Origin of the sequence: Mesorhizobium sp. B2-5-4 (genome assembly GCF_006441095.1) — a bacterium.
Lineage (GTDB): Bacteria > Pseudomonadota > Alphaproteobacteria > Rhizobiales > Rhizobiaceae > Mesorhizobium > Mesorhizobium salmacidum.
In genome coordinates this window covers 18,272-43,033 of record NZ_VFUR01000024.1, presented here as the reverse complement: position 1 = coordinate 43,033, position 24,762 = coordinate 18,272, and the positions used below count along the sequence as shown (strand labels likewise).

Genomic DNA, 24,762 nt, shown 5'->3' with positions numbered 1-24,762 from the left:
GAATGCCGTGGCTTGTGCGCACCTCGCTTGCTGGCTAGGCTGCGTCAGGGCAGGGCGCTGGAGGAGATCATCGTGAGCATCGAATTTCTATTGACATCGCTGATCGTCGTGGCTTCGCCCGGCACCGGCGTTCTCTACACGCTGAGCGCCGGACTTTCGCGCGGTGCGCGGGCCTCGATCATTGCCGCCTTCGGCTGCACGTTCGGCATCATCCCACATATGGCCGCTGCCATCACCGGTCTGGCGGCGCTGCTGCACACCAGTGCGGTTGCTTTCGAGACGCTGAAATATCTCGGCGTCGCCTATCTGCTCTACATGGCCTGGAATACGCTGAAGGAGAAGGGCGGCCTGAGCGTCGAGGACAATGTCGCCCCACGCTCGGCCGGCAAGGTGATCGCCACCGGCATCCTCGTCAATGTGCTCAATCCGAAACTGTCGATCTTCTTCTTCGCCTTCCTGCCGCAATTCGTCAGCACCACCGAGCCCAACGCGCTGTCGAAGATGCTGGAGCTCAGCTCGGTCTTCATGCTTTTGACCTTCGTGGTCTTCGTCGGCTACGGCATCTTCGCGGCGTCGATCCGCAGCCATGTCGTGTCGCGGCCGATGGTGCTGACCTGGATGCGCCGGACGTTTGCCGGCGCCTTCGTCATGCTCGGCGCCAAGTTGGCACTGGCGGACAGGTGATCGCGCGGCTTACAGCATGTCGCGGCGAATAGGGTTCGCCCGACCTGCTGTAAGCTTCTCATTTTATGCACGTCCCGGGACCGAGGACACTTCCGGCGACATGCATTAGCCCTTGACGTAACCCATGGCCTCGACGATCCGCCCGCCCGCGACGCGCATCAGGTTGACGCCGCGCAGCGAATTGCCGTCGGCCATCCAGTAGCGCCAGCGGATCGTGGCGCGGTCGCCGGCCACGAAAGTCTCTTCGAGGTCGAAGCGCGTACCGGATGCGGTGGCGATCGCCGACCACAGCTCGACACAGGCTGCCTTACCGGCGCGGCGCGCGCCGTCCGGCGCCGGCGTGGTGTTCTCGATCACGCAGTCCTGCGCCACCAGCTCGTCGAGAGCCGAGGGGTCGTGACGCTGGAACACGTCGTTATAGCGCCGCATGATTTCAGCCGTTTCGCCGGATCGGTTGGCCGCGGCGATGTCGATGATCGATTCCTGGGTCATCGGATTTTCTCCTTCCGTTCTTAGTGGGTTATGAGGTTCGCTTTCAGGGTGATCGCGGCGACGCCGGCCAGCGCCCGCGAGACGAGGCATCCCGCCTTGGCCGACTGCGCCAGCCGCTCGAAGTCGGCGGCGGCGAGACCGGCGACGTTCGCCTCCGTCTCAAGCTCGATGCGGGTAATCGTCGGCCCGGCCGCGGTGGCGCCCAGATGCACCTTTGCGATCGTGTGGATATCGCTTGCGATATGACCTTCGCTGCCGAGAATGGCGGTGAGCGCCATCGAGAAGCAGCCGGCGTGGGCGGCCGCGATCAGTTCCTCCGGATTGGTGCCGGGGCCGTTCTCGAAGCGGGACGGGAACGAGTAGGCGCCCTCGAACACGCCGCTGCCCAGCCTTAGCCGGCCGGATCCTTCCTTGAGTGTGCCGTGCCATTCGGCCGATGCGTCGCGAATTGTCATTGCTCTCTCCTTTGGTTGATGAATAGGGGCTCACGCGCCGTCGATAACGACCTTGCCGAACACGTCGCCCTGCATGAAATGCCGATATGCCTCGCGCGCTTCGGTAAACGGGAAGACCTTGTCGATGACGGGCTTCAAGCGATGCGCCGCGACGGCGGCGAGCATCGCCTCCAGGCCGCTGCGACTGCCGACGAAGACGCGGCCGATGGTGACAAGACTGCGCTGGTAGACGGCGGCTGGGATCTCGACCGATCTGCCCTTCTGGTCCTGGACCGTCAGCAGTACGATGCGTCCGTAGAGGGAGCTTGCGATCAGCGATTGCGTAAAGGTCGCCGGCCCGCCGGTCTCGACGGTCAGATCGATGCCGCCCGTCGCCTCGCGCAGCTTGGTGCCCCAATCCGGCGTCTCGGCCGTTGCGATGACGAGGTCGGCGCCGAGCGCGCGCAACCGGCCGGATTTTTCGACACGTGAGGTGACAGCCGCCACGCGGCAGCCCATCAGCTTGGCAAACTGCAGCGCAAACAGCGCGACGCCGCCCGAGCCGATAACCAGCACCCATTGCCCCGGTTTTGGGACCTCGGAGCCGGTCAAAGCGCTCCAGGCCGTCACCCCCGCGCAGCTGAAGGTCGCGGCTTCATGCCAGTCGAGATGCTCAGGCAGCCGCACCGCCCATTGCTCGTCGAGCAAGGCATATTCACCGAGCATGCCGTCCAGCGTGCAGCCGAGCTGGTCGATGAGCCCGGCGTTGATACGGCCGTCGATCCAGCGCGCGAAATAGCTGCCGGTGACGCGGTCGCCGACGGCAAGGCGGGTGACACCATCGCCGATGGCCACCACTTCGCCGGCGCCATCGCTCAGCGGCACGACGCCGGCCCGCGGCGCCAGCGGATAGGCGCCGCTGAGGATCATCGTGTCACGGCGATTGAGCGAGGTGGCGCGCACCCGCATCAGGATCTGATGCGGACCCGGCTGGAGGACCGCTTCCTCGCGCATCACCACTCTGTCGAGGCCGCCGTCCTCTCCTTCCAGCCGATACTTTTGCATCACTGCCACCGAAATATGTAGACCGATTTACATATTATGTAGACCGATTGTCATATTCCGCGCAAGCCCTATAGTGCGCACTCCTGACAGAGGTTGACATGGCGACGGACACACGCACGCGGATGATCGAGGCGACGGCACTGCTTTTGCGGCGGCGCGGCTATCATGGCACTTCGCTGAACGACATTTTGAGTGCCAGCGCCGCGCCGCGTGGCTCGCTCTATTTCCATTTCCCCGGTGGCAAGGACCAACTGGTCGTCGAGGTGACGCGCGCCAGCGTGGCCGACGTGACCGAGCGGCTGGGTGCCCAACTGGCGGCGGAAAGCGATCCGGCGGTCGCCGTCCACCACATTTACCAGTCCGTCGCCCGCATGCTGGAGGACAACGAGTTTTCGCTCGGCTGCCCGATCGCGCCCGTCGTGCTGGATGCGCCGAACGACGTGCCCGACCTCGAAGAGATCTGCCGTTCAGCTTTCGAGCAGTGGATAGGCTTGCTGCGGGATGCCTTCATCAGGGCAGGGGTCCCGGAGCGTCGCGCGCAGGCGCTGGCGCTGCTGGTCGAATCTTCGCTGGAAGGCCTGATGGTGATTGCCCGCGCCACCCGCGACCGTGCCCCGCTGCTGGCAGTGGCTGATGAAGTGGCTGCACTTATCGAACAGGCCGTGCTCGTCGGCAAGGTGGCGCAGCGTGCGGAGACTGCTGTCTGACGCTGGGTCCAACCGACCGCGGTGGAGCACCAGCCTCAACATGCAAAGAAAAGGGCGACCTTTCGGCCGCCCTTTCGAAAAATTTGCGAAGGTGGCTGGATTAGAAGTCCATGCCGCCCATGCCGCCCATGCCGCCGCCGCCCATGCCGCCAGGCATGCCGCCGCCAGCCGAGTCCTTCTTAGGAGCTTCGGCGATCATGGCTTCGGTGGTGACGAGCAGGCCGGCGACCGAGGCCGCGTCCTGGAGGGCCGTGCGCACGACCTTGACCGGGTCGACGATACCCATGACGATCATATCGCCATATTCGCCGGTCTGGGCGTTGTAGCCGAAGGTCGCGCCCTTGTTCTCGAGGATTTTGCCGGCGACGATCGATGCTTCCGCACCGGCGTTGGCCGCGATCTGGCGGGCCGGAGCCTGCAGTGCACGACGAACGATGTTGATGCCGGCGGCCTGGTCGGCGTTGACGCCGGTCACCTTGATGTTGGCCGAAGCGCGCAGCAGGGCAACGCCACCGCCGGCAACGATGCCTTCTTCCACGGCCGCGCGGGTCGCGTTGAGGGCGTCATCGACGCGGTCCTTCTTTTCCTTGACTTCGACTTCCGTCGCACCGCCGACGCGGATCACCGCAACGCCGCCGGCGAGCTTCGCCAGACGTTCCTGCAGCTTCTCCTTGTCGTAGTCCGAGGTGGTCTCCTCGATCTGCTGCTTGATCTGGGCAACGCGGCCCTGGATCTCGGCCTTCTTGCCGGCGCCGTCGACGATGGTGGTGTTCTCCTTGGAGATCGACACCTTCTTGGCGCGGCCGAGCATGTTGAGGCCGACATTCTCGAGCTTGATGCCGAGATCTTCGGAGATGACCTGGCCACCGGTGAGGATGGCGATGTCTTCCAGCATGGCCTTGCGGCGATCACCGAAGCCCGGCGCCTTGACGGCGGCGATCTTCAGGCCGCCACGCAGCTTGTTGACGACCAGCGTGGCCAGGGCCTCGCCTTCGACGTCTTCCGAGATGATGAGCAGCGGCTTCGAGGTCTGCACGACGGCTTCGAGGACCGGCAGCATGGCCTGTAGGTTGGAGAGCTTCTTCTCGTGCAGGAGGATGTAGACGTCCTCGAGCTCCGCAACCATCTTGTCGGCGTTGGTGACGAAGTAGGGCGAGAGGTAGCCGCGGTCGAACTGCATGCCTTCGACGACCTCGAGTTCGGTCTCGGCGGTCTTGGCTTCCTCGACCGTGATGACGCCTTCGTTGCCGACCTTCTGCATCGCTTCCGCGATCATCTTGCCGACCGACTCGTCGCCATTGGCCGAGATCGTGCCGACCTGGGCGACTTCCTCGGAGGTCTTGATCTTCTTGGCGGCCTTGCCGAGAGCGGCGACCACTTCGGTGACGGCCAGATCGATGCCGCGCTTCAGGTCCATCGGGTTCATGCCGGCGGCAACCGACTTGTGGCCTTCCTGGACGATCGACTGCGCCAGAACGGTCGCGGTCGTGGTGCCGTCGCCGGCGATGTCGTTGGTCTTCGAAGCAACTTCGCGGACCATCTGCGCGCCCATGTTCTCGAACTTGTCTTCAAGCTCGATTTCCTTGGCGACGGTGACGCCGTCCTTGGTGATGCGCGGGGCGCCGAACGACTTGTCGATGACGACGTTGCGGCCCTTGGGGCCGAGCGTGACCTTCACTGCGTCGGCGAGGATGTTGACGCCGCGCAGCATGCGCTCGCGGGCGTCACGGGAGAATTTTACGTCTTTGGCAGCCATGTTTTAGCTCCTGGCAGGGGCTCGGATAGAGCCCGAAAAATTCAAGTTGAAGATGAGGCCGATGATCAGCCGATGATGCCCATGATGTCGGATTCCTTCATGATCAGAAGGTCTTCGCCATTGAGCTTGACTTCGGTGCCCGACCACTTGCCGAACAGGATGCGGTCGCCGGCCTTGACGTCCAGCGGGACCAGCTTGCCAGCTTCGTCACGAGCGCCGGAACCGACGGCGATGATCTCGCCTTCCTGCGGCTTTTCCTTCGCCGTATCCGGGATGATGATCCCGCCGGCGGTCTTGGATTCGGATTCGACCCGGCGAACGACCACGCGGTCATGAAGCGGGCGGAACTTCGACTTTGCCATTTTTTCTTCCTCGATGAGAACGGTGAGAAACAGTTCCTCCGTCCGGCGACGCCGGACACATAGTTAGCACTCACCAAAGGCGAGTGCTAACGTGGCGCTGAAATAGGCCGCCGACCTGCGAGAGTCAAGGCACGCGGACGCCTCTTGGCACGATGGCGATGAACTTATCGAAGGCTGGCCGAACCGAGCACCAGAAGCGGGCAACGCTCCGCCAGGGGATAGCTGCCGCTTGGCACGACACGCACCTGGTCGAACCAGGCACCTGCCTCGTCCTCCAGCATGGCTAGTGTCGCGAAACTGTACCTCGTTTCGGAGCCCGCATAGACGTCGATCGTGTCGATGGATGCCATGCTCCATCCCGTGCGTGCGGCAAGGGCTTCCCGATCCGGAAACAGCTCGTCGAATGCCGTACGGATTGCCTGCACACTGACGGTGTTGTCGCAGTCCTCGGTCGTGCACGCCATTGCGATCCGCCATTTGAGCGCGTGGAAATTCTCGACCCCGCCAGCCAGGACCAGCGCTTCGATGCGGCACAGGTCATCCGCTGCTTCCGGCCGCGCGAAAACGCGGATCGCCGCATGCCTGCCAGGTTTCAGCACCCTTGCGATTTCGCCGAACAGCGAACCGCGCGCGACTTTGGAATCGACGGCCGACAGGCATCCGTCGCCGATGACGGCGTCGAAACTTGCCCGCTCGACGGGTAGGTCAAGCCAGTTGCCGGCCATCGCCCTTCGCGAGACGCTGTCGCCGGCCCATACGCCGGAAATCATGGTTGCCGATTGATCGATCGCCAAGATAGACCTGCCCAGGCTTGCCAGTTCGGGGGTTACGCCGAGGAGGAGGACATCGGCGTTCCCGAGATCAAGTTCGCGATCGAATATGCCGACGGTTTCCGGAGTTGGCCGCAGCGGGGCGTCCAGGAGCTTCCAGTGCCGATGATAATTGTCCCAATGATTCGTCATTCAAACCCGTCGGAGCTCAGGAAGGTCTGGCATCGCCTGGTTAGAGCCGCTTAATAGAAGCGGGCATGGAAGCCTAAGGGGGATAGCCGTGGCGCGGGTCACTGTCATAACGCATGAGCATGACCGGTTCCTTGGCAAGCGCAATCTTATGTTGCGCAGGGGCAGCCCCTATTTGCTTTTCGATGTTCTGGAGAACCTGAAAAGGCGCGGCCATTCGGTGCGGATTCAACAAGGCCTGTCGAAAACATACAATGCCGATATCGCGGTTCTGCATGTCGATGCAACGATAATGCCGGCAGACTATCTCGCTTATGCCAGGAGTTTCCCATTCTGCCTCAATGTAGGGGCGGGAGACATATCAAAACGACGGATCAGCGGAGCGCTGATAGGCGAGGGCGACACCTGGCAAGGCCCCGTCATCGTCAAGAGCAACCTCAACAATCGAGGCATTCCGGAGACGCTCCTCAATCGGCGATCAGCGCGTGCCGGCAAGTCGCTGCCTTTTCCGCATCTGCCGGCTCTGCGGTCCTATGAAGTCCATGGAACTCTCGGCGACGTTCCAGATGGCGTCTTCGACTGCGATGATCTCGTCGTGGAAAAGTTCATTCCGGAACCGGAGCCCGACGGCTTTGCCGTTCGTTTCTGGGTGTTTTGCGGAGAGCGCGAACGCTGCACCCGCTACGTCTCGCCCAACAGCCTGGTCAAGGCATCGGAAACGATCCGACGCGAACCTGTCCCGGTTCCCGACGAACTGCGCGAGCGGCGGCGTGAACTCGGCTTCGACTACGGGAAATTCGATTTCGTCATGCATGAAGGCAGGGCCATCCTCCTCGATGCCAACAAGACTCCCGGCCGTCCGCAAAATCTGGTGAAGATGTTCGCGGCCGGCGCTGCCGATCTGGCCGACGGTTTCGAAGGCCTCATCCGCCGGGCGAGATAGTCTCCGGTCGGCATTGGTTAGAGAAACAACCGCAACTGGGTGTGGATGATCGACCGGTAATCCTCGATCGTGCGCCGGCTTTCCGCTTCGCCTTGCGCAAGCGCCAGGCGCACGACGCCGCCGGCGAGCTGGAAGATCAGCAGGACCATGCGTTCGAACTGCTCGTGCTTCTCCGGCTCGAGCAAGGCGATGACATGGTCGCAGAACATCTTGGCCTGATGCCGGGTTTCGGCGATGTCGAGATTCTTGAGCGCCTTGTCGGCCTGGATGGCGTTCTGCAGATCCTGGATGGCCGGATCGCCGGCGACACGGCTGAGATAGTCGTCAAGCAGCCGGTCGGCCGCGACGATGACGTCCTTGGCTTCGCGGACATCGGCGATGATCGCCGCCAGGCGCGCCCGGCTGACCTCCGAAAACCGCTCATAAAGCATCGCCAGGATCGCCGACTTGTTGGGGAAGTAGTGATAGACGGTGGCGATCGGCCCGCCCGCCAGCATGCCGACCTCCTTCATGGTGACGGCATCGATGCCCTTCTCGCCGATCAGCCGCATGGTCGTCGACAGGATGGCGTCGATGCGCTCGCGGCTGCGCTCCTGCTTGGGCCTGCGCCTTGGCTCGGTGGCCGTTCGACTTGCTTCCGTCATGCGCCGATCTTTCGCACGGGTTCCCAAATTCCGGTTGACAAGAAATATGATCAAGTATCAGGTTCTGAATGCTGACAGAGTGTCAGCTTTTCTGCCGCGCGGCAAGGACGTTGGGGAGGCGCCTTTGACTTCGACAAGTACCGGTCTTCAGGGCGATGGCGACTGGCTGGTTGGCAATCCGACCGGCGGGCAGCTTGCCTCGGCCTTGTGGATCGGGTCGGTCGGCCTGCTCATCCTAGGCCTGCAGCCCGTCCTGCTTGGTGCCCTCTACACCGAGGGCCATGTCAGCGGCGACGAACTGGCACTCGTCGCCACAGCCGAGATGATCGCCATCGCGATTGGCTCGGCGAGCGTCGCGATGCTGCTTTCCGCCCGCAATATGCGCTGGAAAAGCGCGGTCCTCCTGCTGCTGCTGGCGGTGGCGAATGTCTGGACGGCCTATGCCGCCGGGGCCAACACGCTGATGGCGGCGCGCGCGCTGGCCGGCCTTGCCGAAGGCGGCCTTGTCGCGGTCGCCACCGAACTGATCGCCCGTTCGCGGCGCGCCGAACGCATCGGCGGCTATTTCGTCACCATGCAGACGCTGGCGCAATGCGCTCTTGCCCTGCTGCTGGCGCTCTATGTCATCCCCGCCGCCGGATCGGCGGGTGGCTTCCTCGTTCTCGCGATCGTCTGCGTCCTGTCGCTCGTCGTCGCCTTTATTGTCCCCGCCGACTATGCCGACCTGCCGAAGGAAGAGAACCTCGCCAATGTGCTGACGGTTCCTTCGGTCACCGCGCTCTTGTCGGTCTTCTGCTACTTCATGTTCTTCGGCGCCGTCTGGGCCTTTCTGGAGCCGCTCGGCGCCCAATTCGGCATCGATGGCCGCACCATCGGCCTGATCGTCTCGGCCAGCCTCGCGGCGCAGGTTCTGGGCGCGATGACGGCGACCGTGTTCGAAGCGCGCATCGATTATCGCGTTGCCATCGTGGCGATCGGCATCGTCGCGCTCGTCGCCTCGCTCGTGCTTGCCAGTGGACCTGGCCTCACGACATTCTGGGTCGCCGCCCTGGTCATGGGTTTTATCCTGCTCTTCATCGTGCCCTACCAGATCCGGCTGGCGATCACCGCCGACGAGACACGCACCGCCGTGCTGCTGATACCGGCTGCCCAGCTTTTCGGCCTTGCGATCGGGCCGGTCGCGGCGTCGCTGCTCATCGACGGCAAGGATTTTCGCCCGGTTCCGGAATTCGCCGCCGCAAGCGCCGTCGCCAGCGTGGCGCTGCTCGGTCTGTTTGTCCTCGTGGCGCGGCGTCGCCGGGTTGTTGCGTGAGCACCATGTCGAACAGCTGGAGCAACTGGTCGGGCTTTGTCACCGCCGAGCCGCGGCTGCTTGCCAGCCCCGCCGACCCCGGCGAACTCTGCGATCTCATTCGCACCGCACCCGGCCCGGTCCGCGTCGTCGGCGCCGGTCACTCCTTCACGCCGCTGGTGACATCGCAAGGCACCATCCTGTCGCTGGAGAAGCTGGAAGGGCTGGTCTCGCATGATGCGAAAAAACATCAGGCGCGCGTGCGGGCAGGGACGCGGCTTGGTTCGCTCATGCACATCCTGCAAGGCATCGGCCAGGGCCTGCCCAACATGGGCGACATCGACCGCCAGGCCATAGGCGGCGCGCTGGGCACGGCTACCCATGGCTCGGGGCCGACGCTCGGTGCCTATCACACGCAGCTGGAAACGGTGCAGATAGTTGACGGGCTTGGCAAGGTCCGCGAATTCAAGCGGGAAGGGGATCAGGAGACGATCCATGCCATCGGCGTCGCCCTCGGTGCCTTCGGTGTGCTCAGCGAAGTGACGCTGAACAACATCGCGAGCTACCGGCTGCGCCGCCGCAAATGGGTGCTGCCGATCGCCGACATGCTGCGCGATTTCGAGACGATGATGGCCGCGCATCGTTCGGCTGAATTCTATTACATTCCCTTCTCCGGCTACGCCCAGTTCATCGCCAGCGACTTCAGCGCCGAAGCCACGACGGTGCGCCCGACCGACGATGATGAAGGCTCGTTGCGCACGCTGCGCCGCTTGCGCACAGGGCTTGCCTGGCTGCCGGCGCTGCGCCGCCGGCTGATCATCGGCGCCGTCGCCAAGGTGCCGGCCGAGGATTATGTGCAGGACTGGTTCAACGTCTATGCCAGCGACCGGCAGACCAGGTTCAACGAAATGGAATATCACCTTCCCTTCGAGGAGGGGCCGAAGGCGCTGGCCGAGATCATCGAACTGACCGAGAAGCATTTTCCGGAAGTCTATTTCCCGATGGAGGTGCGGTCGGTGGCCTCAGACGAATTCTGGCTCTCGCCCTTTCACAAAAGGCTCACCTGTTCCATCGCCATCCATCATGACGCGGCGAACGATCCGCTGCCGTTCATGCGTGCGGCCGAGCCGATCTTCCGCAGACATGGCGGCAGGCCGCACTGGGGCAAGATGCACAGCCTGAAAGCGGCCGACCTGAAAAAGCTCTATCCGCGCTGGGATGATGCGATGGCGGTGCGCCGCGACATCGATCCGCAGAACCGTTTCGTCTCGCCCTACATGGCCGACCTGTTCGGCATCGAACCCACTCCCTTTGGCATCTAGCGATGAAGGCTTATTTCGCCACGCTTTCGGATGCGCTGAAGCAGGCGGGCATCCTCCAACCCTGCCTGCTGCTCGACCTCGACCGGCTGGATGGCAACATCGCCCTGGTGAAGGAGAGGCTTGATGCCAGCCTTGCCGTACGACTGGTCGACAAGTCGCTCGCTTGCCTGCCGCTGCTCTCCCATGTCGGCAAGGCGCTTGGAACCCAACGCTTCATGACCTTCCATCCGCCGATCAGCGAGGCGGTGCTGAGCGCGTTTGCGGATGCGGATCTGCTGTACGGCAAACCGATGCCGGTCGGCGCGGCAAAGGCCGCGCTTTCCAGAGGCGATGCAGTCTGGTCGCGAGTATCTTGGCTGATCGACACGCAGGAGAGATTGGCTGAGTATGGCGCGCTCGCTGACGAACTCGGCGTCGAGCTGCGCATTGTTTTCGAAATCGATGTCGGACTGCATCGCGGCGGGTTTGCCGAACCGGAGGCTCTGTCGCGGGCGCTGAAGGCGCTGCCGGCCCACAAAGGGCTGCGCTGCGAAGGCGTCATGGCCTATGAGGCGCATGCGCCGCACATACCCGCCCTGTTCGGCGGGCCGGCCAAGGCGTTGGCGCAAGCCTCGCAACGGGCCGCCGCTTTCATCGCGCGCCTCGGTATGGACCAGCGCCACATCTTGAACATCGGTGGCAGCAAGACCGCGCTGCTTCATCATGGCGGCGCTGCCAATGAAGTGTCGATCGGGTCGGCCTTCGTGCTGCCCGGCGATTTCGACACGCCAGGCCTCGATGGCTTCCGGCCGGCGGCCTTCATCGCGACGCCGATCCTGAAAGTGGTCGAGCCAATGCTGCCCGGCCCACCTGCGGTCTCGCGTCTGCTCCAGGCGCTCGGCCGGTTTCCGCGCAAGGGCTGCTATCTCTATGGCGGCAAATGGATGGCCGAACCGGTGTTTCCCGAAGGCCTGACGACGAACGGCCTGCTTGGCCTGTCCTCCAATCAGCAATTCATGGGCTTGCCCGCCGCGGCCGCCGTCAGGCCGGGCGACTACGCGTTCCTGCGACCGACGCAGAGCGAAGCCGTGCTGCAGCAGCTCGGGCCGATCGCGGTGCTTTCCGGTGGCAGGATCGTCGACCGCTGGCCGGTGCTGCCGATGATGTAAGTGTCCGGGCCATCTCGTGATAGTTGACTTAGTCAAGTAAATGTTTGATCCTGTGCCAGCAGGAGATGACTCGATGACAATCCACCATCAACCCGACAAGGCTGCACCCAGCAAAAACCTGATCGATGCGGTGCGGGCCTTCAACCGCTTCTATACCCGTCAGATCGGACTGCTCGACGAAGGGCTGCTGAAGAGCGCCTTCTCGCTGACCGAGGCGCGCGTGCTCTACGAGCTGGCGCATCGTGACGGACTGACCGCGACCGACCTCGCGCGCGATCTCGGCCTCGACGCCGGCTATGTCAGCCGTTTGCTGAAGAAGTTCGAGCGCCTTCATCTCATCTCCAGGGTCACCCTGGTTTCGGACGCGCGGCAATCGTCGATCGCGCTGACGCCGGCGGGCAGGAACGCGTTCGCACCGCTGAACAAGGATTCGCACGACCAGGTCGCGGCGCTGCTCGATCGGCTGCCCGCGTCGGAGCAGGACCGGCTGGTCAATTCCATGCGCACGGTCCAGCGTCTGCTGGATGACAGTGGCGAGCCGAAAATCCCTTATCTGCTGCGGCCGTTGCAGGTCGGCGACATTGGCTGGATCATCCGCCGGCAAGGGATGCTCTACGCGCAGGACTATGGCTGGGACGAAACCTATGAGGCGCTGGTCGCCGAAATCCTCGCAAATTTCGTAAAATCCTTCGATCCGAAATGGGAGCGAGGCTGGATCGCCGAGCGGGAAGGCGAGGTCGTCGGCTCGGTCTTCGTCGTGCGCAAGTCGGACCAGGTGGCCAAGCTGCGGCTGCTCTATGTCGAACCTTCGGCGCGCGGCCTCGGCATCGGCAAGCGCCTGGTCGACGAGTGCATCGGCTTTGCCCGCGCCAGGGGATACAGGACGCTGACCCTATGGACCAACGACATTTTGACCGCGGCCCGGCACATCTACCAGGCGGCCGGTTTCAAGCTGATCGAGGAAGAGCCTCACCATTCCTTCGGCAAGGATCTGGTTGGACAGAACTGGGATCTGGAGCTGTAGCGGCGCGTCATGCCTTGACCGGCACCCAGATCTCCAGCCCGCCATTACCTGTGCGTGCATCGAATTCGGGCCCATAGCGCTCGAATTCCGGCGCGTCGGCGATTTCGTGGCCGGAGGCCGGCAGCCAGCTGTTCCAGATCGTGTTGATCGTACGCCGGATGGTCGAGATGTGCTCGCGATGCGTGAAAACGGCGTATTTCCGCGCCGGAACCCGCACCCGGTAGAATTCCTACGGCAGATCCGCGAAGTCGCGCACTTCGACGCCGACGACATAGTCGAAATTGCCGGCATCGTCGCCATTGAGGCAGACACCATAGAAAACGCCGGCGACTTCGCCGGGTATGTTGCCGATGTAAGGGCTGAAACGCTGCCACTGCATCGGAATGCCGGCGCTCGATTCGCAGCTGTAGCGCTCGCCGAAGCCGGCGATGAGGAAGGGGCGGCTGGTCTCGAAGCGCGGTGGTTCGAGGCTGGCGAGCAGGGTGTGGTCCATCAGGATAGGCTCCACGAGATCAAGGGTCTTGGTCGAACCTTGCGCGCGCACCAGTTCCGGCGTGGTGCCGAACTGATCGCGGAAGGCACGGGTGAAAGCCTCATGCGAGTTGTAGCCGGCGTCGAGCGCGACGCACAGGATGTCGGGCGCCCCGCCGGCGAGCCTGCGCGCCGCCTCGGTCAGCCGGCGCGAGCGCATGTAACCCATGACAGAGCGGCCAGTGGCGGCGCCGAAGGCGCGCGTCACATGAAAGCGCGACACGCCGCTGCTTTGGGCGATGTCGTCGAGCGTAACAGCTTCCGGCAGATGGCTTTCGACAAACCATAGCGCTTTCTCGGTCGGGTTCATGGGTTCCTCGCATGTGGCGTCCTCACTCTGGCGCCTCGTTGCCCCGCCAGTTTGATCGAAATTGCGCATGGCGCAAATGGGCGATCGGGCCGCGCGGTCTCGTCCGCGTGGCCTGTCGTCTATTGGTGGCTCGGATAGCCGGAAAATTGCCTTGAAGGCCGACTGGTTCAAAGGGCAGACTGGTTCAACGGTAGCGCGCCTGGTTCCATTTGTGGCCAAGCAGCGAAAGGATGATGATCAGCCCGTTGAAGAACTGGACGTAGAAGCCGCTCAGGCCAGCCGCCACGACGCCGGTTTGGATAAACGACACCGTGACGGCGCCGATCGCGCCGCCGGCCACGGTGCCGATGCCACCCCAGGTGGGCGTGCCGCCGACGAACACCGAAGCCAGCACCGGCAAGAGATAACCGTCGCCGGCGGTTGGCCACCAGGTGAAGTTGATCATTACGGAGAACGTGCCGGCGATCGCGGCCCCGATGCCGACGAAGACGAACACCTTCACCCGCACGCGCTTGACGTCGATGCCCATCTGCTGGGCACTGTCGGGATTGTCACCGACCACCTTCACCTGCGCGCCGAAGCGGTGGCGGTTGTAGAGCATCGCCGACAGCACGACGAAGGCGATGGCCCAGAAGATCTGCACCGGAATGCCCAAGAACTGGCTGGAGAAGATCCTGTAGGCCCAGCTGTCTGCAAGCCCGGTTAGCGCCAGCGACTTGCCCTCGTTGATGATCTGGATCAGGCCACGCAGCAGGAAATTCATGCCGAGCGTAGCGATGAGCGACGACAGCCCGCCATAGACGACCAGCGACCCGACGAGGAAGCCGAGCAGCATGCCGGTGACGATCGCCGCAATGATGCCGAGGAACGGATCGTAGCCGGCCTGGACGACCAGCGCGAAGACCCACGACGCAAAACCCATCGTCGCGGGAAACGACAGGTCGATCTCCCCGCAGGTGACGACAAAGACCAGCGGTACCACCACGAAAAGCGCCACCGGCAGCGTCGTCAGTACGGAGCTGTAGAGATACCAGGTGGTGAAGACGGTCGGGTTGGCGATCATGAACACCGCCATCATGACGATGAACACGCCGAGCGTGCCAAGCGATGCACGGTTGTCAAGGATGAAGCCGCGCATCCAGTGATCGGACGGGTGCTTCCACTCGTTCTGGGAACTGCCTTGGCGGGAAATGCCGGCCGCCGGCTCGTGCAGATCGGGCTCCATGGTCTTGCTCATCGTGCTCTCTGCTCCGCGTCGCCGGTGTCGTGCAGTCCGGCCAACCCGCCCGGATGCGCGACGTCTTCCATGAAATTGATGAGGTCTTCGGCCGACTTGACCTCGCTCCGGTCGGCGGTGAGCGCGACCTTGCCGCGGTCCAGCACCACGAAGCGATCGGCGATGTCGAAGACATGATGGATGTTGTGGCCGATAAACAGGATCGAGCGGCCGCTCGCCCGCACCTGGCGCACGAAATGGAAGACCTTGGCGGTCTCGGTCAGAGACAGCGCCGTGGTCGGCTCGTCGAGGACGATCAGTTCAGCCTGCTTGTATATGGCGCGCGCGATCGCCACGCCCTGGCGCTCGCCGCCCGATAGCTGGCCGACGATCGAGTGCGGCGTGAATACTTTCGAGGTGAAGCCGATCTCGCGCATCAGCCGACTCGCCTCCTCGATTTCCTTGCTGACCTTCAGCCAGCCAAGAAAACCGGTGAGTTCGCGGCCCATGAAGATGTTGCGCACGATCGTCTGCTGCACCGCCAGCGCCCGGTCCTGGAACACCGTTTCGATGCCGGCCTCGCGCGAACGTGCCGCACTCCATCCGGTCACCGGCTTGCCGCGGATGAGGATCTCTCCGCTGGTCGGCTGGACCACGCCGGAGAGGATCTTGATCAGCGTCGACTTGCCGGCGCCGTTGTCGCCGATGAGGCCGACCACCTCGCCGCGGTCGACGCTGAGATTGACCCTGCCCAATGCATAGACGTGGCCGTAGGACTTAGCGATGTCGCGCAGTTCTATGAGACGTTCGGCCATCGGATCCTCGCTTGATTGTCTCGCACCAGCTTTCTCGCCAGCGGTCCCGCCGGCCGGGGCCTGATCCCGGCCGACGGCTTGGGAGGTCAGCGCAGCGCCTGCTTGGCGAGTTCTGCGACAATCTCGTAATTTTCGGGCGTGACGAAGCCGGCGCCGGTGTCGACATTCATCGGCGCCAGACCCAGCACCACCTGCTGGCACAGGCTGAGGATCGGCAGATAGCCCTGCAGGAATGGCTGTTGGTCGGCCGTCAACTGCACCCAGCCGCCCTTGAAGCCCTCGACGATCTGCGGGCTGGTGTCGAAACCGAAGTTGAAGATATCGCCGGGCTTGCGCCCCGCCGCCTGCATGTAGGTGGGGACATTGCCGAGCATCTGTCCGCCGGGGTAACCAACCATCTTCACATCCGGGTTGTTCAACAGAGCCGCGGTGATCACCGGTATCGCGAGATTGGGATCCGCCGCCCATTCGGTCGCCGAACTGATCTGAACCACGTCGATGCCGGCCTCCTTCAGTGCCGCGACCGTGCCGCGCTCGCGCGCGCCGCGGCTCTCATTGTCGAACGGCCCGATCATGATCGCCTTGTCGCCGGCCTTCAGCTTGGCCAGCTTGAAAGCTTCGGCGCCGAGTGCGCGGCCCTGCTGCTCCTGCTGGGCGCCGACATAGCCGCCGCCGAATGCCGCGACGACGGTCGGTACGGGGACGTTCTGGTACATCATCTTGATGCCGTCCTTATGCGCCTGTTCAGCGAGCGGCATGATGGCGGAATCGCCGGGATGGCCCATCATGGCAATGCCGTTTGGCTTTACCGCCACCGCCTCGCGCAATTGCTGCACCATCTTTTCGATGTCCCAGCCCGAGAAGATGTAGTCGACCTTCGGCCCGAGATCGGCCGCGGCCTGCTTGGCGCCATTATAGACGATGGTGCCGAAGGCGTCGCCCTCGGCGCCGCCGACGAAGAAGCGGATGTGGACGTCCTTGCACCATTGGCCGTCGAGCGCCTGCGCCGGCAAGGTGGAGATTGCGGCGGTAAGCGCCGTGGCGGCCGCCACGACGGTCGTCCGCAGAAGTGTCGTTCTGATCGCGATGCTCATGCACGTTCCTCCCATTGTTTCCCTCGTCAGCCGAGGGGCCTTTGAACGATTGCTTTGGCAGTACCACTTGCGGCCGGCTCCTCCCGCCGACCGGTCCTCACGCCGGATTTGGCAGGTAGCTCGCACCTCCCCGGCATAGCTTGAGATACTCCAGCGCGCGTGCCTGCCCCGTGATCTCGAGGTCGCCGCGATAGACCGGGTCGTGCCAGCCTTCGATGTCGATCGCACCCTTGTATCCGGCCAGCCGCAATTCGCTGATCACCCGCGTCCAGTCACTGTCGCCGAAGCCTGGCGTGCGCATCTGTACGAACGGCAGACGGCCGAACACGCCGTGCTCGCGAATGACGTCCCAGCGCACCGTCGCGTCCTTGCCATGGACGTGGAAGATGCGTGGCGCCCATTTGCGGATCTGCGGCATCGGATCGATCAGATAGACGAGCTGGTGGCAAGGCTCCCATTCGAGGCCGAGATTGTCGTCAGGCAACTCGTTGAACATCAGCTCCCAGGCGTCCGGATTGTGGGCGATGTTCCAGTCACCAGCAGCCCAGTTGCCGTCCATCGCACAGTTCTCGAAGGCGATGCGAACGCCCTTGTCGGCGGCGCGCCTGGCCAGCGGCCCCCACACCTCGCGAAAGCGCGGCAGGCTGTCTGTCAGCGGCTTGCCGCGGAGCCGGCCGGTAAAGCCGCAGACCATCGAGGCGCCGAACAAATGCGCATTGTCGATGACCGTCTCCCAGGCCTGGAGCACGCCACGGTCGACATCGCCGCCCTCCAGCGGATTGCCGAACACGCCGAGCGATGACACCGTGACATCGGCATCGCCGATCGCCTCGCGGATCTGGCCCGCCAGCCGGGGCAGGTCCTTGCCGCCCAGTGTCTGCCAGAAGAAGGGCTGGATGCTCTCGAAGCCGAGCGGCAGGATTGCCTTGATATAGGCGGCCGGGTCGTCGAGATTGGCCCGCACCATGGTGCCGATCCTGATGTCGAGGAGCGGGTTTGCCATCATTGTGCTTCCTTTGCGATCATCACGCGGCGTCCGGTTTCGGCGCTCTCGATGGCTCCAAAGACCATGGCCAGACTCTTGATGTTGTCGGCGCCGCGCGTTTCCGGCTCGGTGCCGGTCTCGATGGCGCGCATGAAATCCCTGATGATACCGAGATGGCCGTCGACGCGGTCGGCGGGATCGAGCGCGGGCACCTCGATTGGCTGAATTTTGTCGAACATGCCGTCGCGGCCCGGCACTACCATTTCCGCCTTCAACCCTTCATGGCCGTCCCAGATCAGGCTGCCGCGCTCGGCGACGATGCGCCAGCTGCCCTCCCAACTGGTGCGGAAGCCGGCCGCGCACCAACTGCCCGCATAGGTGAAGACCTTGCCGCCGCCGAGATCGAAGACCGCGCTGGCCGACGAGCCCTGCCGGTACCAGGAATTGGCCGGTTCCCATTCCTGGCAATGGACGCCGGCCGGCTCGCCATTGACCATGTAACGGGCGGCGTCGAATGTGTGGATCGCCATGTCGAGCAGCAGCACATGGGCCATCTCCTCGCGAAAACCGCCGAAATGTGGTGCGACGAAAAAGTCGGCGTGGATGCTGGTCGGCTTGCCGATGGCGCCGGAGTCCAGAAATCTCCGGATGCGCCTGACATCGGCGACATAGCGGCGGTTTTGGACGACGGCATGGATGCGCCCGGCCTGGCGGGCGGCCTCGACGATGGCGCGGGCATTCTCCGGGCTATCGGCGAGCGGCTTTTCCGTCAGCAGATGGCAATGATGGGCAAAGGCGGAAAACGCAACGTCGCGCCGGGCGGCGGGAACCACCACATCGAAGACCGCTTGCGGTCGGGTCTGGTCAAGTACGGCGTCGAGACTGGTGCCGATGACGGCACCAGCAAGGTCGTATTCGCGAGCCCTGGCCTTTGCTCTGTCGGCATCGAGATCGACAAGGCCGACAATGGCGAGCCCGTCGATTTGCCGCGCGGCATCGAGCCAGGCCTTGCTCATCGCTCCGCAGCCGACCAGAACGGCGTCGATCATCCAGCGCTCCTCCTCTCGGCCCCTCCAGGCCGATCGTCCCGGCGTTCACGGTGTGACCGTAAACGTTTTTCCGTAAACGTTTACGAGAACACACCCGAAGGCGTAGAATGTCAATCGGCCGCCCATGAAAATCGTCGTTGCGCCTTGGCCCGGGCGGCCACCGGTGCTAGCCAAGCAAGGGGGAGAACAGTCACTTGGCGTCCAGCATTCACGACCTTGCCCGTCACCTGAACATTTCGATCGGCACGGTGTCGCGCGCCCTCAACGGCCGCGCCGACGTCAATGCCGACACACGCCAGCGCGTTCTCGAGGCGGCCAGGGCTCTCAACTATTCGCCGAACCAGTCCGGTCGCAGTCTCAGGCAAGGCGCTACCCATTCGATCGCCTTCATGCTGCAGCCGCATCCGGGCGACCAGGAATACGGCGAGCCTTTCTTCATTCCGTTCCTGACTGGATTGCAGGGCCGGCTCGCCGAAAGCGGGCTGGATCTCATCGTGGTGATGGGCGCGCCGGGCGACTATCAGCAGGAGCGCCTGCGGCGTGTCGTCGAGACGCGCCGTGCCGACGCGGTTGTGCTGGCCTGGACGCGGCGCGAGGATGAGCGCATCGACTATCTGACCCAGGTCGGCTTCCCCTTCGCCACGCTCGGCCGCAGCCGCTCCGGCGACAAGGCCTACCCCTCGCTCGATCTCGATTTCGAAAAAGCAGGCGCCGACGCGGTCGATCGGCTGGTGGCGCGCGGCCATCGCCGGATCGCCGCCATCCGCCCATCGCTCGATCTGAATTTCGGCTATCTGTTCCTCGACGGCTACCGCAAGGCCTTGCGCCGGCATGGCATCGCCGTCGATCCCGGCCTGATTGCCGACGGCTTCATCAATGAGGCCGGTGGCTACGAAGTGACACCGCAGGTGATGCGCCGCAAGGACCCGCCGACCGCCATTATCTTCAACAATGACGCAATGGCGCTTGGCGGCTGCAAGGCGCTGGCCGAGATGGGCATCAAGCCCGGTCACGACATGGCGGTGACCGTGATCGTCGATACGCCGCTCTGCCGCTACTTCTCGCCGGCGCTGACTGCTTTCCGCCCGGCGCTGCAGCCGATGGGACGGCGGCTCGCCGAAATGCTGCTGGCGTCGCTGCCGGCTTTTGCGGGGGCCGCCGGGCCAGAGACCATCAGGGAGGTCTGGCCGCTGGAACTGATCGCCCGCGACAGCGATTGACCATTTGTTGGTTATGTTATAGCAGAACAAACGATCGCCTTGCCTCGCCGCCGCGCGCGGCCATCGCGATCTTACACCTTGAATAGTAAGCACGCTTATTATATATACCGCTCATGGTTTCAGATGGCATCGACAGATTGGGATTTTTGATCCACGACGTGCAGCGCCTGATGCGCAAGCGCTTTGAGGCGCGCGCCAGCGGGCTCGGCCTGTCTTCGGCGCAATGGCGGCTTCTGGTCCGCGTTGCCAAGGAGGCGGGCGTTGCACAGGCGCGGCTCGCCGAACTGCTCGAAATCGAGCCGATCAGCGTCTCACGCCTGGTCGACCGGATGGAGGAGGGCGGCTGGATCGAACGCCGCTCCGACGCGGCGGACCGGCGCGTGCGCATGATATTCCCAACCGAGAAGGCGAACGCGGCCTATGCGGACGTCAAGAGCCTTGCTGGCGAAGTCTATGAGGAATCGCTCAGCGGCGTTTCGCCGGAAGACCGGCGCGTCCTGATCCGGACGCTGGATGTAATCGTACAAAATCTGACGGACAGCGAAGCTTCGTCGCTTGAAAAGATCAAGAGTGCGGAAGGTGCGACAGCATGAACGCGGTAGCTAAAGTAGAAGAAAACGCTCCCAAGGTGGAGATGGAAGCGCCGGCCCAGCCGGCTGCCCCTGTCGCGGTCGCTCCTCTCGTGCAGCCGGCGCCGGCGCCGAAGAAGAAGCGCCGCATCGGTCGCTTCTTCTTGATGTTCGCCTTGCCGGCGGCATTGATCGTCGGCGGCGGCTATGTCTGGGTGACGGGCGGGCGCTACCAGGAAACGGAAAACGCCAATCTGCAGCAGGCCAAGGTGTCGATCGCCTCCGACACGGCTGGTCGTATCGTCCAGGTCGCCATATCGGACAATCAGACGGTGAAGCAGGGCGATCTCCTGTTCGCCATCGATCCAGAGCCCTACCGCATCGCGCTTGCCCAGGCCGATGCCGCTGTGGCTGCCGCGCGCCTCAATGTCGAGCAGTTGCGCGCCGCCTACGGCCAGGCGATGGCGCAGGAGAAATCCGCCAGCAGCGAAGTTGCCTATGCGCAGTCGCAATATGACCGCGCTGCCGATCTTGCCCAGAAGGGAATCAATGCCAAGTCTTCGCTGGATGAAGCCAGGAATGATCTCGACAAGGCCAAGCAGCAGCTCGCCGTTGCCGAACAGGGCATCGTCAGCGCCAAGGCGGCGCTTGGCGGCAATCCCGATATCGAGACAGACAAGCATCCGACCGTGATGTCGGCACTCGCCGCGCGCGACAAGGCTGCCTATGACCTGGCGCAGACCACGGTGAAGGCGCCCGCCGATGGTCTTGTCTATCAAGCCGCGTCCTTCAAGGTCGGCCAGTATGTCGGCTCCGGCACACCGTTGTTTGCGCTGGTCGAGACCGGCGATACCTGGATCGACGCCAATTTCAAGGAAACCCAACTGACCAACATGAAGCCGGGTCAGAAGGCGGAGATCGTGGTCGACACCTATCCGGGCAGGACCTTCGAGGCGACCGTCAAGGCTATCGGTGCCGGCACCGGCGCGGACTTCTCGCTGCTGCCGGCCCAGAACGCCACGGGCAACTGGGTCAAGGTCACCCAGCGTATTCCTGTGCGCCTGGAACTGACCGATCCCGATGCCAAGATGGCGCTGCGTACCGGCATGAGCGCCTCCGTCACCGTCGACACCGGCGTGGCACGTGGCTGGCCGTCGATCTTCGGTCACGCCACGGCCGGCGAGCCCGCGCAGTAAGTCAGCGGAAGCCAGCGGGGACCAGGGTGGGGAAGCGAGTTGCAGGATTGGACTGATGGGGGGTGGGAAGGATCAGCGTTTGGGCAGAGCCGCGTCGCGGTCAGGCCGAAGCTGAAGTCTTCGACACGGACCCGTCGGTCCTCAGGTTTCCGGGCGGCATGCATCCGCTCATCAGAGACGTTTAGTCGATGTAACCCCCACATCGATAATCGCGTCCCACCGCGATGAAGGCCTCTCAACGGCAGGCTTTGCCGCCCGGAAACCCGTTGTACATGTTTCAGTACCTTCTGGAAGTTCTACGCCATGAGCACGTCCGAACCATTCAAAGAAGTGCCGCATCGTGGCTTGATCACCGTCGCGCTCATGCTGGCGACGATCATGCAGGCGCTCGACACCACGATCGCCAACGTTGCGCTGCCGACCATGACGGGCGATCTCGGCGCCTCGCCCGACAACATCAACTGGGTGCTGACCTCCTACATCGTCGCCGCCGCCATCATGACGCCTGTCACCGGCTGGCTCGCCGACCGTTTCGGCCGCAAGGAACTGTTCCTGACGGCGGTGGTCGGCTTCACCATCTTCTCGATGTTGTGCGGCTTGGCGTGGAGCCTGGAAACGATCGTGCTTTTCCGGCTGATGCAAGGTGTGTTTGGCGCCGCGATCGTGCCGCTGTCGCAGACTTTCCTGCTCGACATCAATCCCAAGGAGCGCCATGGCCAGGCGATGGCCATATGGGGCGCCGGCATCATGCTGGGACCGATCCTCGGCCCCACGCTTGGCGGTTGGCTGACCGAGAATTTCAACTGGCGCTGGGTGTTCTTCATCAACCTGCCGGTCGGCATCCTCGCCTTCCTGGGCATGGCCGCCTATCTGCCGGCCGTTGCCCGGCGGGTGCGCAGCTTCGATTTCTTCGGCTTTGCCATGATATCGCTCGGCGTTGGCGCCCTGCAGCTGATGCTTGATCGCGGTGGCGAGGTCGACTGGTTTTCCTCGGTCGAGATCTGGATCGAGCTTGGCCTTTCGATTACCGGCTTCTGGGTGTTCATCATTCACACCGTGACGTCGGAACATCCCTTCATCGATCCGAAGATTTTCCTCGATCGCAATTTCGTCACCGGGCTGGCGTTCATCTTCGTCATGGGCGTGCTGATCCTGGCCTCGATGTCGCTGCTGCCGCCGATGCTGTCGACCATCTTCGGCTATCCGACCGTCACCATCGGCATCGTCATCGGGCCGCGCGGCGTCGGCACCATGATTTCCATGCTCGTCGTCGGGCGCATCATGGGCAAGATCGATGCCAGGATTCTCGTCGTCATCGGTTTCCTCCTGACCGCGCATTCGCTCTACACCATGGCCAGCTTCTCGCCGCAGATGGATAACTGGCTGATCATCAGCTCCGGCGTGATCCAGGGCCTGGGAATGGGAATGGTGTTCGTGCCGCTGTCGACGGTTGCCTTCGCCACGCTCGACGCCCGTTACCGCACCGATGCAACCTCGTTGTTCAGCTTGGTGCGCAACCTTGGCTCGTCGATCGGCGTATCGGTCGTGACGGTGCTGCTGGTGCGCAACACGCAGGTCAATCATGCCGAGCTCTCAGCCTTCATCAACCCGTTCAATCCCAATCTCTGGGCGGTCTCGCCGGCGGCCGCCGGCGGCGATCCGACGGCGCTGTCGCAGGTCGACCGCATGGTCAATCTCCAGGCGATGATGATCTCCTACGTCAACGACTTCAAAATCCTGATGGTGATGACGCTGGTCGCCATTCCGTTCGTCTTCCTGCTGCGCAAGCCGAAGACGGCGCCGGCTGGCGGCGGCGCGCCTGCCGCCCATATGGACTAGGCCGACGGCAGGCACATCGCCTGCCTTCGATATGGACTACACTGCCACATCGGTTGGTCCTAGCCGGTTGCCGGGCAAGCCGGCATCGTTTCGCAAGTTGACGGACGAGTGCAAAGACGATGCAGAACCCGACATTTCCGGTATTCGATCTCGGGCAATTCGAGAAAGCGAGCCCTGAGGAGAAGGCCGCGCGCGGCGCCGAGGTCGATCGCATCTGCCGCGATACGGGCTTCCTGGCGGTCAAGAACCACGGCATTTCGCAGGCGGTGATCGACGCCGCCTGGTCGAAAGCCCGCGCCTTCTTCGACCTGCCGCCGGAACAGAAGCAGCGCTCCAAGGCGCCCTATAAGGGCTATCCCTACGGCTATCTCGGCCCCGAACTCGAAGCGCTGGCCAAGTCCCGTAACGTCGACACGCCGCCGGACCTCAAGGAGAGCTTCAACGGCGGACCGCTCAGTGTGCCACCGGGCATGTCTGATCCCGAGGCACTCGCCTTCTGCTATGCCGAGACGATCTGGCCTGAAGCACCGGACGGTTTCATCCATGCCTGGAAAGCCTACTACGCCGCACTGGAGGATTTGGCGCTGCGGATCATGCGCGTCTTCGCCACCGCGCTCGGCTTGCCCGAGACCTATTTCGACACTTATCTCGATGCGCCGATCAGCGCGCTGAGGGCGCTCAATTATCCCGAACAGCATGTCGCGCCCAAGCCCGGCCAGATCCGAGCCGGCGCCCACACGGACTATGGCAGCCTGACCATTCTGCTGCCGCAGGCCGGGTCGCGCGGTCTTCAGATCGTCACGCCGGACGGAGAATGGACGGAGGTGCCGCCGATCGCGGGAGCCTTCGTCATCAACATCGGCGACCTGATGGCGCGCTGGACCAATGACCGCTGGGTGTCCACCGTGCATCGTGTCGTCAATCCAGCCGCGGGCGGCCGGGACAGGCGCCAGTCCATGGCCTTCTTCCACCAGCCGAACTGGGATGCCGAGATCAAGGTGCTGGATGCCTGCCTTGCAGACGGCGAGCCGCCGAAATACGGCCCAGTGCGCTCCGGTCCCTACCTGATGGCGAAATTTAAGGCGACGACGAAATAGGCTGGAGCAC

General features: G+C 63.6%; 24 protein-coding genes and 1 pseudogene. 12 read left to right on the top strand and 13 right to left on the bottom strand.

Annotated features, from left to right (window positions below; genetic code table 11):
- The first annotated feature begins 72 nt into the window (after window positions 1-72).
- On the top strand, window positions 73-684 hold the full coding sequence (locus FJ492_RS24490; protein ID WP_140772664.1) for a LysE family translocator: 612 nt from the start codon (window positions 73-75) through the stop codon (window positions 682-684).
- A gap of 105 nt (window positions 685-789) precedes the next feature.
- On the opposite strand, the gene FJ492_RS24485 is transcribed toward FJ492_RS24490, so the two are convergent.
- From FJ492_RS24485 to FJ492_RS24475, 3 genes are read right to left on the bottom strand one after another with little or no spacing between them, the layout of a single operon-like run.
- Window positions 790-1,176 (bottom strand): nuclear transport factor 2 family protein, encoded by a 387-nt coding sequence (locus FJ492_RS24485; RefSeq protein WP_140772662.1) that lies wholly within the window; start codon window positions 1,174-1,176, stop codon window positions 790-792.
- A 20-nt stretch (window positions 1,177-1,196) separates the two neighbouring features.
- Window positions 1,197-1,631, bottom strand: a complete 435-nt coding sequence (locus tag FJ492_RS24480) for an OsmC family protein (RefSeq protein ID WP_140507384.1) — start codon at window positions 1,629-1,631, stop codon at window positions 1,197-1,199.
- Between the two features lie 30 nt (window positions 1,632-1,661).
- Window positions 1,662-2,675: an NAD(P)-dependent alcohol dehydrogenase gene (locus tag FJ492_RS24475; protein ID WP_140772660.1), complete on the bottom strand. Its 1,014-nt coding sequence runs from the start codon at window positions 2,673-2,675 to the stop codon at window positions 1,662-1,664.
- Between the two features lie 98 nt (window positions 2,676-2,773).
- Here FJ492_RS24475 and FJ492_RS24470 point away from each other — a divergent pair, with 98 nt between their 5' ends.
- Window positions 2,774-3,382, top strand: coding sequence for a TetR/AcrR family transcriptional regulator (locus FJ492_RS24470; protein WP_140507380.1), 609 nt, complete (start codon window positions 2,774-2,776; stop codon window positions 3,380-3,382).
- Between the two features lie 100 nt (window positions 3,383-3,482).
- Here FJ492_RS24470 and groL read toward each other — a convergent pair whose 3' ends face one another.
- The 3 genes from groL to FJ492_RS24455 form a co-directional block, all read right to left on the bottom strand.
- Window positions 3,483-5,138: a chaperonin GroEL gene (groL, locus tag FJ492_RS24465; RefSeq protein WP_015318388.1), complete on the bottom strand. Its 1,656-nt coding sequence runs from the start codon at window positions 5,136-5,138 to the stop codon at window positions 3,483-3,485.
- A gap of 65 nt (window positions 5,139-5,203) precedes the next feature.
- Window positions 5,204-5,500, bottom strand: coding sequence for a co-chaperone GroES (gene groES / locus FJ492_RS24460; protein WP_006203049.1), 297 nt, complete (start codon window positions 5,498-5,500; stop codon window positions 5,204-5,206).
- Between the two features lie 164 nt (window positions 5,501-5,664).
- Complete coding sequence (locus tag FJ492_RS24455) at window positions 5,665-6,462, bottom strand: class I SAM-dependent methyltransferase (protein ID WP_140772658.1); 798 nt, start codon at window positions 6,460-6,462, stop codon at window positions 5,665-5,667.
- 88 nt (window positions 6,463-6,550) lie between these two features.
- On the opposite strand from FJ492_RS24455, the gene FJ492_RS24450 reads away from it, so the two are divergent.
- Window positions 6,551-7,402 (top strand): hypothetical protein, encoded by an 852-nt coding sequence (locus FJ492_RS24450; RefSeq protein WP_140772655.1) that lies wholly within the window; start codon window positions 6,551-6,553, stop codon window positions 7,400-7,402.
- Between the two features lie 17 nt (window positions 7,403-7,419).
- On the opposite strand, the gene FJ492_RS24445 is transcribed toward FJ492_RS24450, so the two are convergent.
- Window positions 7,420-8,046: a TetR family transcriptional regulator gene (locus FJ492_RS24445; RefSeq protein WP_140714164.1), complete on the bottom strand. Its 627-nt coding sequence runs from the start codon at window positions 8,044-8,046 to the stop codon at window positions 7,420-7,422.
- A 124-nt stretch (window positions 8,047-8,170) separates the two neighbouring features.
- Between FJ492_RS24445 and FJ492_RS24440 the strand changes: the two genes are divergently transcribed.
- The 4 genes from FJ492_RS24440 to FJ492_RS24425 all read left to right on the top strand — a co-directional run bounded on the left by FJ492_RS24440 (window position 8,171) and on the right by FJ492_RS24425 (window position 12,831).
- Complete coding sequence (locus tag FJ492_RS24440; RefSeq protein ID WP_140772653.1) at window positions 8,171-9,358, top strand: MFS transporter; 1,188 nt, start codon at window positions 8,171-8,173, stop codon at window positions 9,356-9,358.
- Window positions 9,359-9,363: 5 nt separating this feature from the next.
- Window positions 9,364-10,659 (top strand): D-arabinono-1,4-lactone oxidase, encoded by a 1,296-nt coding sequence (locus tag FJ492_RS24435; RefSeq protein WP_140772702.1) that lies wholly within the window; start codon window positions 9,364-9,366, stop codon window positions 10,657-10,659.
- Window positions 10,660-10,661: 2 nt separating this feature from the next.
- Window positions 10,662-11,807 carry an alanine racemase gene (locus FJ492_RS24430; protein WP_140772651.1) on the top strand — a complete coding sequence of 382 codons (1,146 nt, stop codon included), beginning with the start codon at window positions 10,662-10,664 and terminating at the stop codon, window positions 11,805-11,807.
- 73 nt (window positions 11,808-11,880) lie between these two features.
- Window positions 11,881-12,831: a helix-turn-helix domain-containing GNAT family N-acetyltransferase gene (locus tag FJ492_RS24425; RefSeq protein WP_140772649.1), complete on the top strand. Its 951-nt coding sequence runs from the start codon at window positions 11,881-11,883 to the stop codon at window positions 12,829-12,831.
- 7 nt (window positions 12,832-12,838) lie between these two features.
- On the opposite strand, the pseudogene FJ492_RS24420 reads toward FJ492_RS24425, so the two are convergent.
- The 6 genes and pseudogenes from FJ492_RS24420 to FJ492_RS24395 form a co-directional block, all read right to left on the bottom strand.
- Window positions 12,839-13,672: pseudogene (locus tag FJ492_RS24420) on the bottom strand (AraC family transcriptional regulator).
- Window positions 13,673-13,856: 184 nt separating this feature from the next.
- Window positions 13,857-14,909, bottom strand: coding sequence for an ABC transporter permease (locus FJ492_RS24415; RefSeq protein ID WP_140507364.1), 1,053 nt, complete (start codon window positions 14,907-14,909; stop codon window positions 13,857-13,859).
- The gene (locus tag FJ492_RS24410; protein WP_140772647.1) at window positions 14,906-15,703 is read right to left on the bottom strand and encodes an ATP-binding cassette domain-containing protein; all 798 of its coding nucleotides are present in this window, start codon (window positions 15,701-15,703) and stop codon (window positions 14,906-14,908) included. Before FJ492_RS24410 ends, FJ492_RS24415 begins: the two co-directional genes overlap by 4 nt.
- A gap of 86 nt (window positions 15,704-15,789) precedes the next feature.
- On the bottom strand, window positions 15,790-16,797 hold the full coding sequence (locus tag FJ492_RS24405; RefSeq protein ID WP_140714174.1) for a substrate-binding domain-containing protein: 1,008 nt from the start codon (window positions 16,795-16,797) through the stop codon (window positions 15,790-15,792).
- A gap of 97 nt (window positions 16,798-16,894) precedes the next feature.
- On the bottom strand, window positions 16,895-17,803 hold the full coding sequence (locus tag FJ492_RS24400) for a sugar phosphate isomerase/epimerase (RefSeq protein ID WP_140714176.1): 909 nt from the start codon (window positions 17,801-17,803) through the stop codon (window positions 16,895-16,897).
- Window positions 17,800-18,831, bottom strand: coding sequence for a Gfo/Idh/MocA family oxidoreductase (locus FJ492_RS24395; RefSeq protein ID WP_140772645.1), 1,032 nt, complete (start codon window positions 18,829-18,831; stop codon window positions 17,800-17,802). Before FJ492_RS24395 ends, FJ492_RS24400 begins: the two co-directional genes overlap by 4 nt.
- A gap of 194 nt (window positions 18,832-19,025) precedes the next feature.
- Between FJ492_RS24395 and FJ492_RS24390 the strand changes: the two genes are divergently transcribed.
- The 5 genes from FJ492_RS24390 to FJ492_RS24370 all read left to right on the top strand — a co-directional run bounded on the left by FJ492_RS24390 (window position 19,026) and on the right by FJ492_RS24370 (window position 24,752).
- Window positions 19,026-20,051, top strand: coding sequence for a LacI family DNA-binding transcriptional regulator (locus tag FJ492_RS24390; RefSeq protein ID WP_140772643.1), 1,026 nt, complete (start codon window positions 19,026-19,028; stop codon window positions 20,049-20,051).
- Window positions 20,052-20,164: 113 nt separating this feature from the next.
- Window positions 20,165-20,644: a MarR family transcriptional regulator gene (locus tag FJ492_RS24385; protein WP_140772641.1), complete on the top strand. Its 480-nt coding sequence runs from the start codon at window positions 20,165-20,167 to the stop codon at window positions 20,642-20,644.
- Entirely contained in the window at window positions 20,641-21,816 is a 1,176-nt protein-coding gene (locus FJ492_RS24380) for an HlyD family secretion protein (protein WP_140714185.1), read from the top strand. Before FJ492_RS24385 ends, FJ492_RS24380 begins: the two co-directional genes overlap by 4 nt.
- Before the next feature lie 303 nt (window positions 21,817-22,119).
- Window positions 22,120-23,655, top strand: coding sequence for a DHA2 family efflux MFS transporter permease subunit (locus FJ492_RS24375; protein WP_027143226.1), 1,536 nt, complete (start codon window positions 22,120-22,122; stop codon window positions 23,653-23,655).
- Between the two features lie 119 nt (window positions 23,656-23,774).
- The gene (locus FJ492_RS24370; protein ID WP_140749160.1) at window positions 23,775-24,752 is read left to right on the top strand and encodes a 2OG-Fe(II) oxygenase family protein; all 978 of its coding nucleotides are present in this window, start codon (window positions 23,775-23,777) and stop codon (window positions 24,750-24,752) included.
- Window positions 24,753-24,762 lie beyond the last annotated feature (10 nt).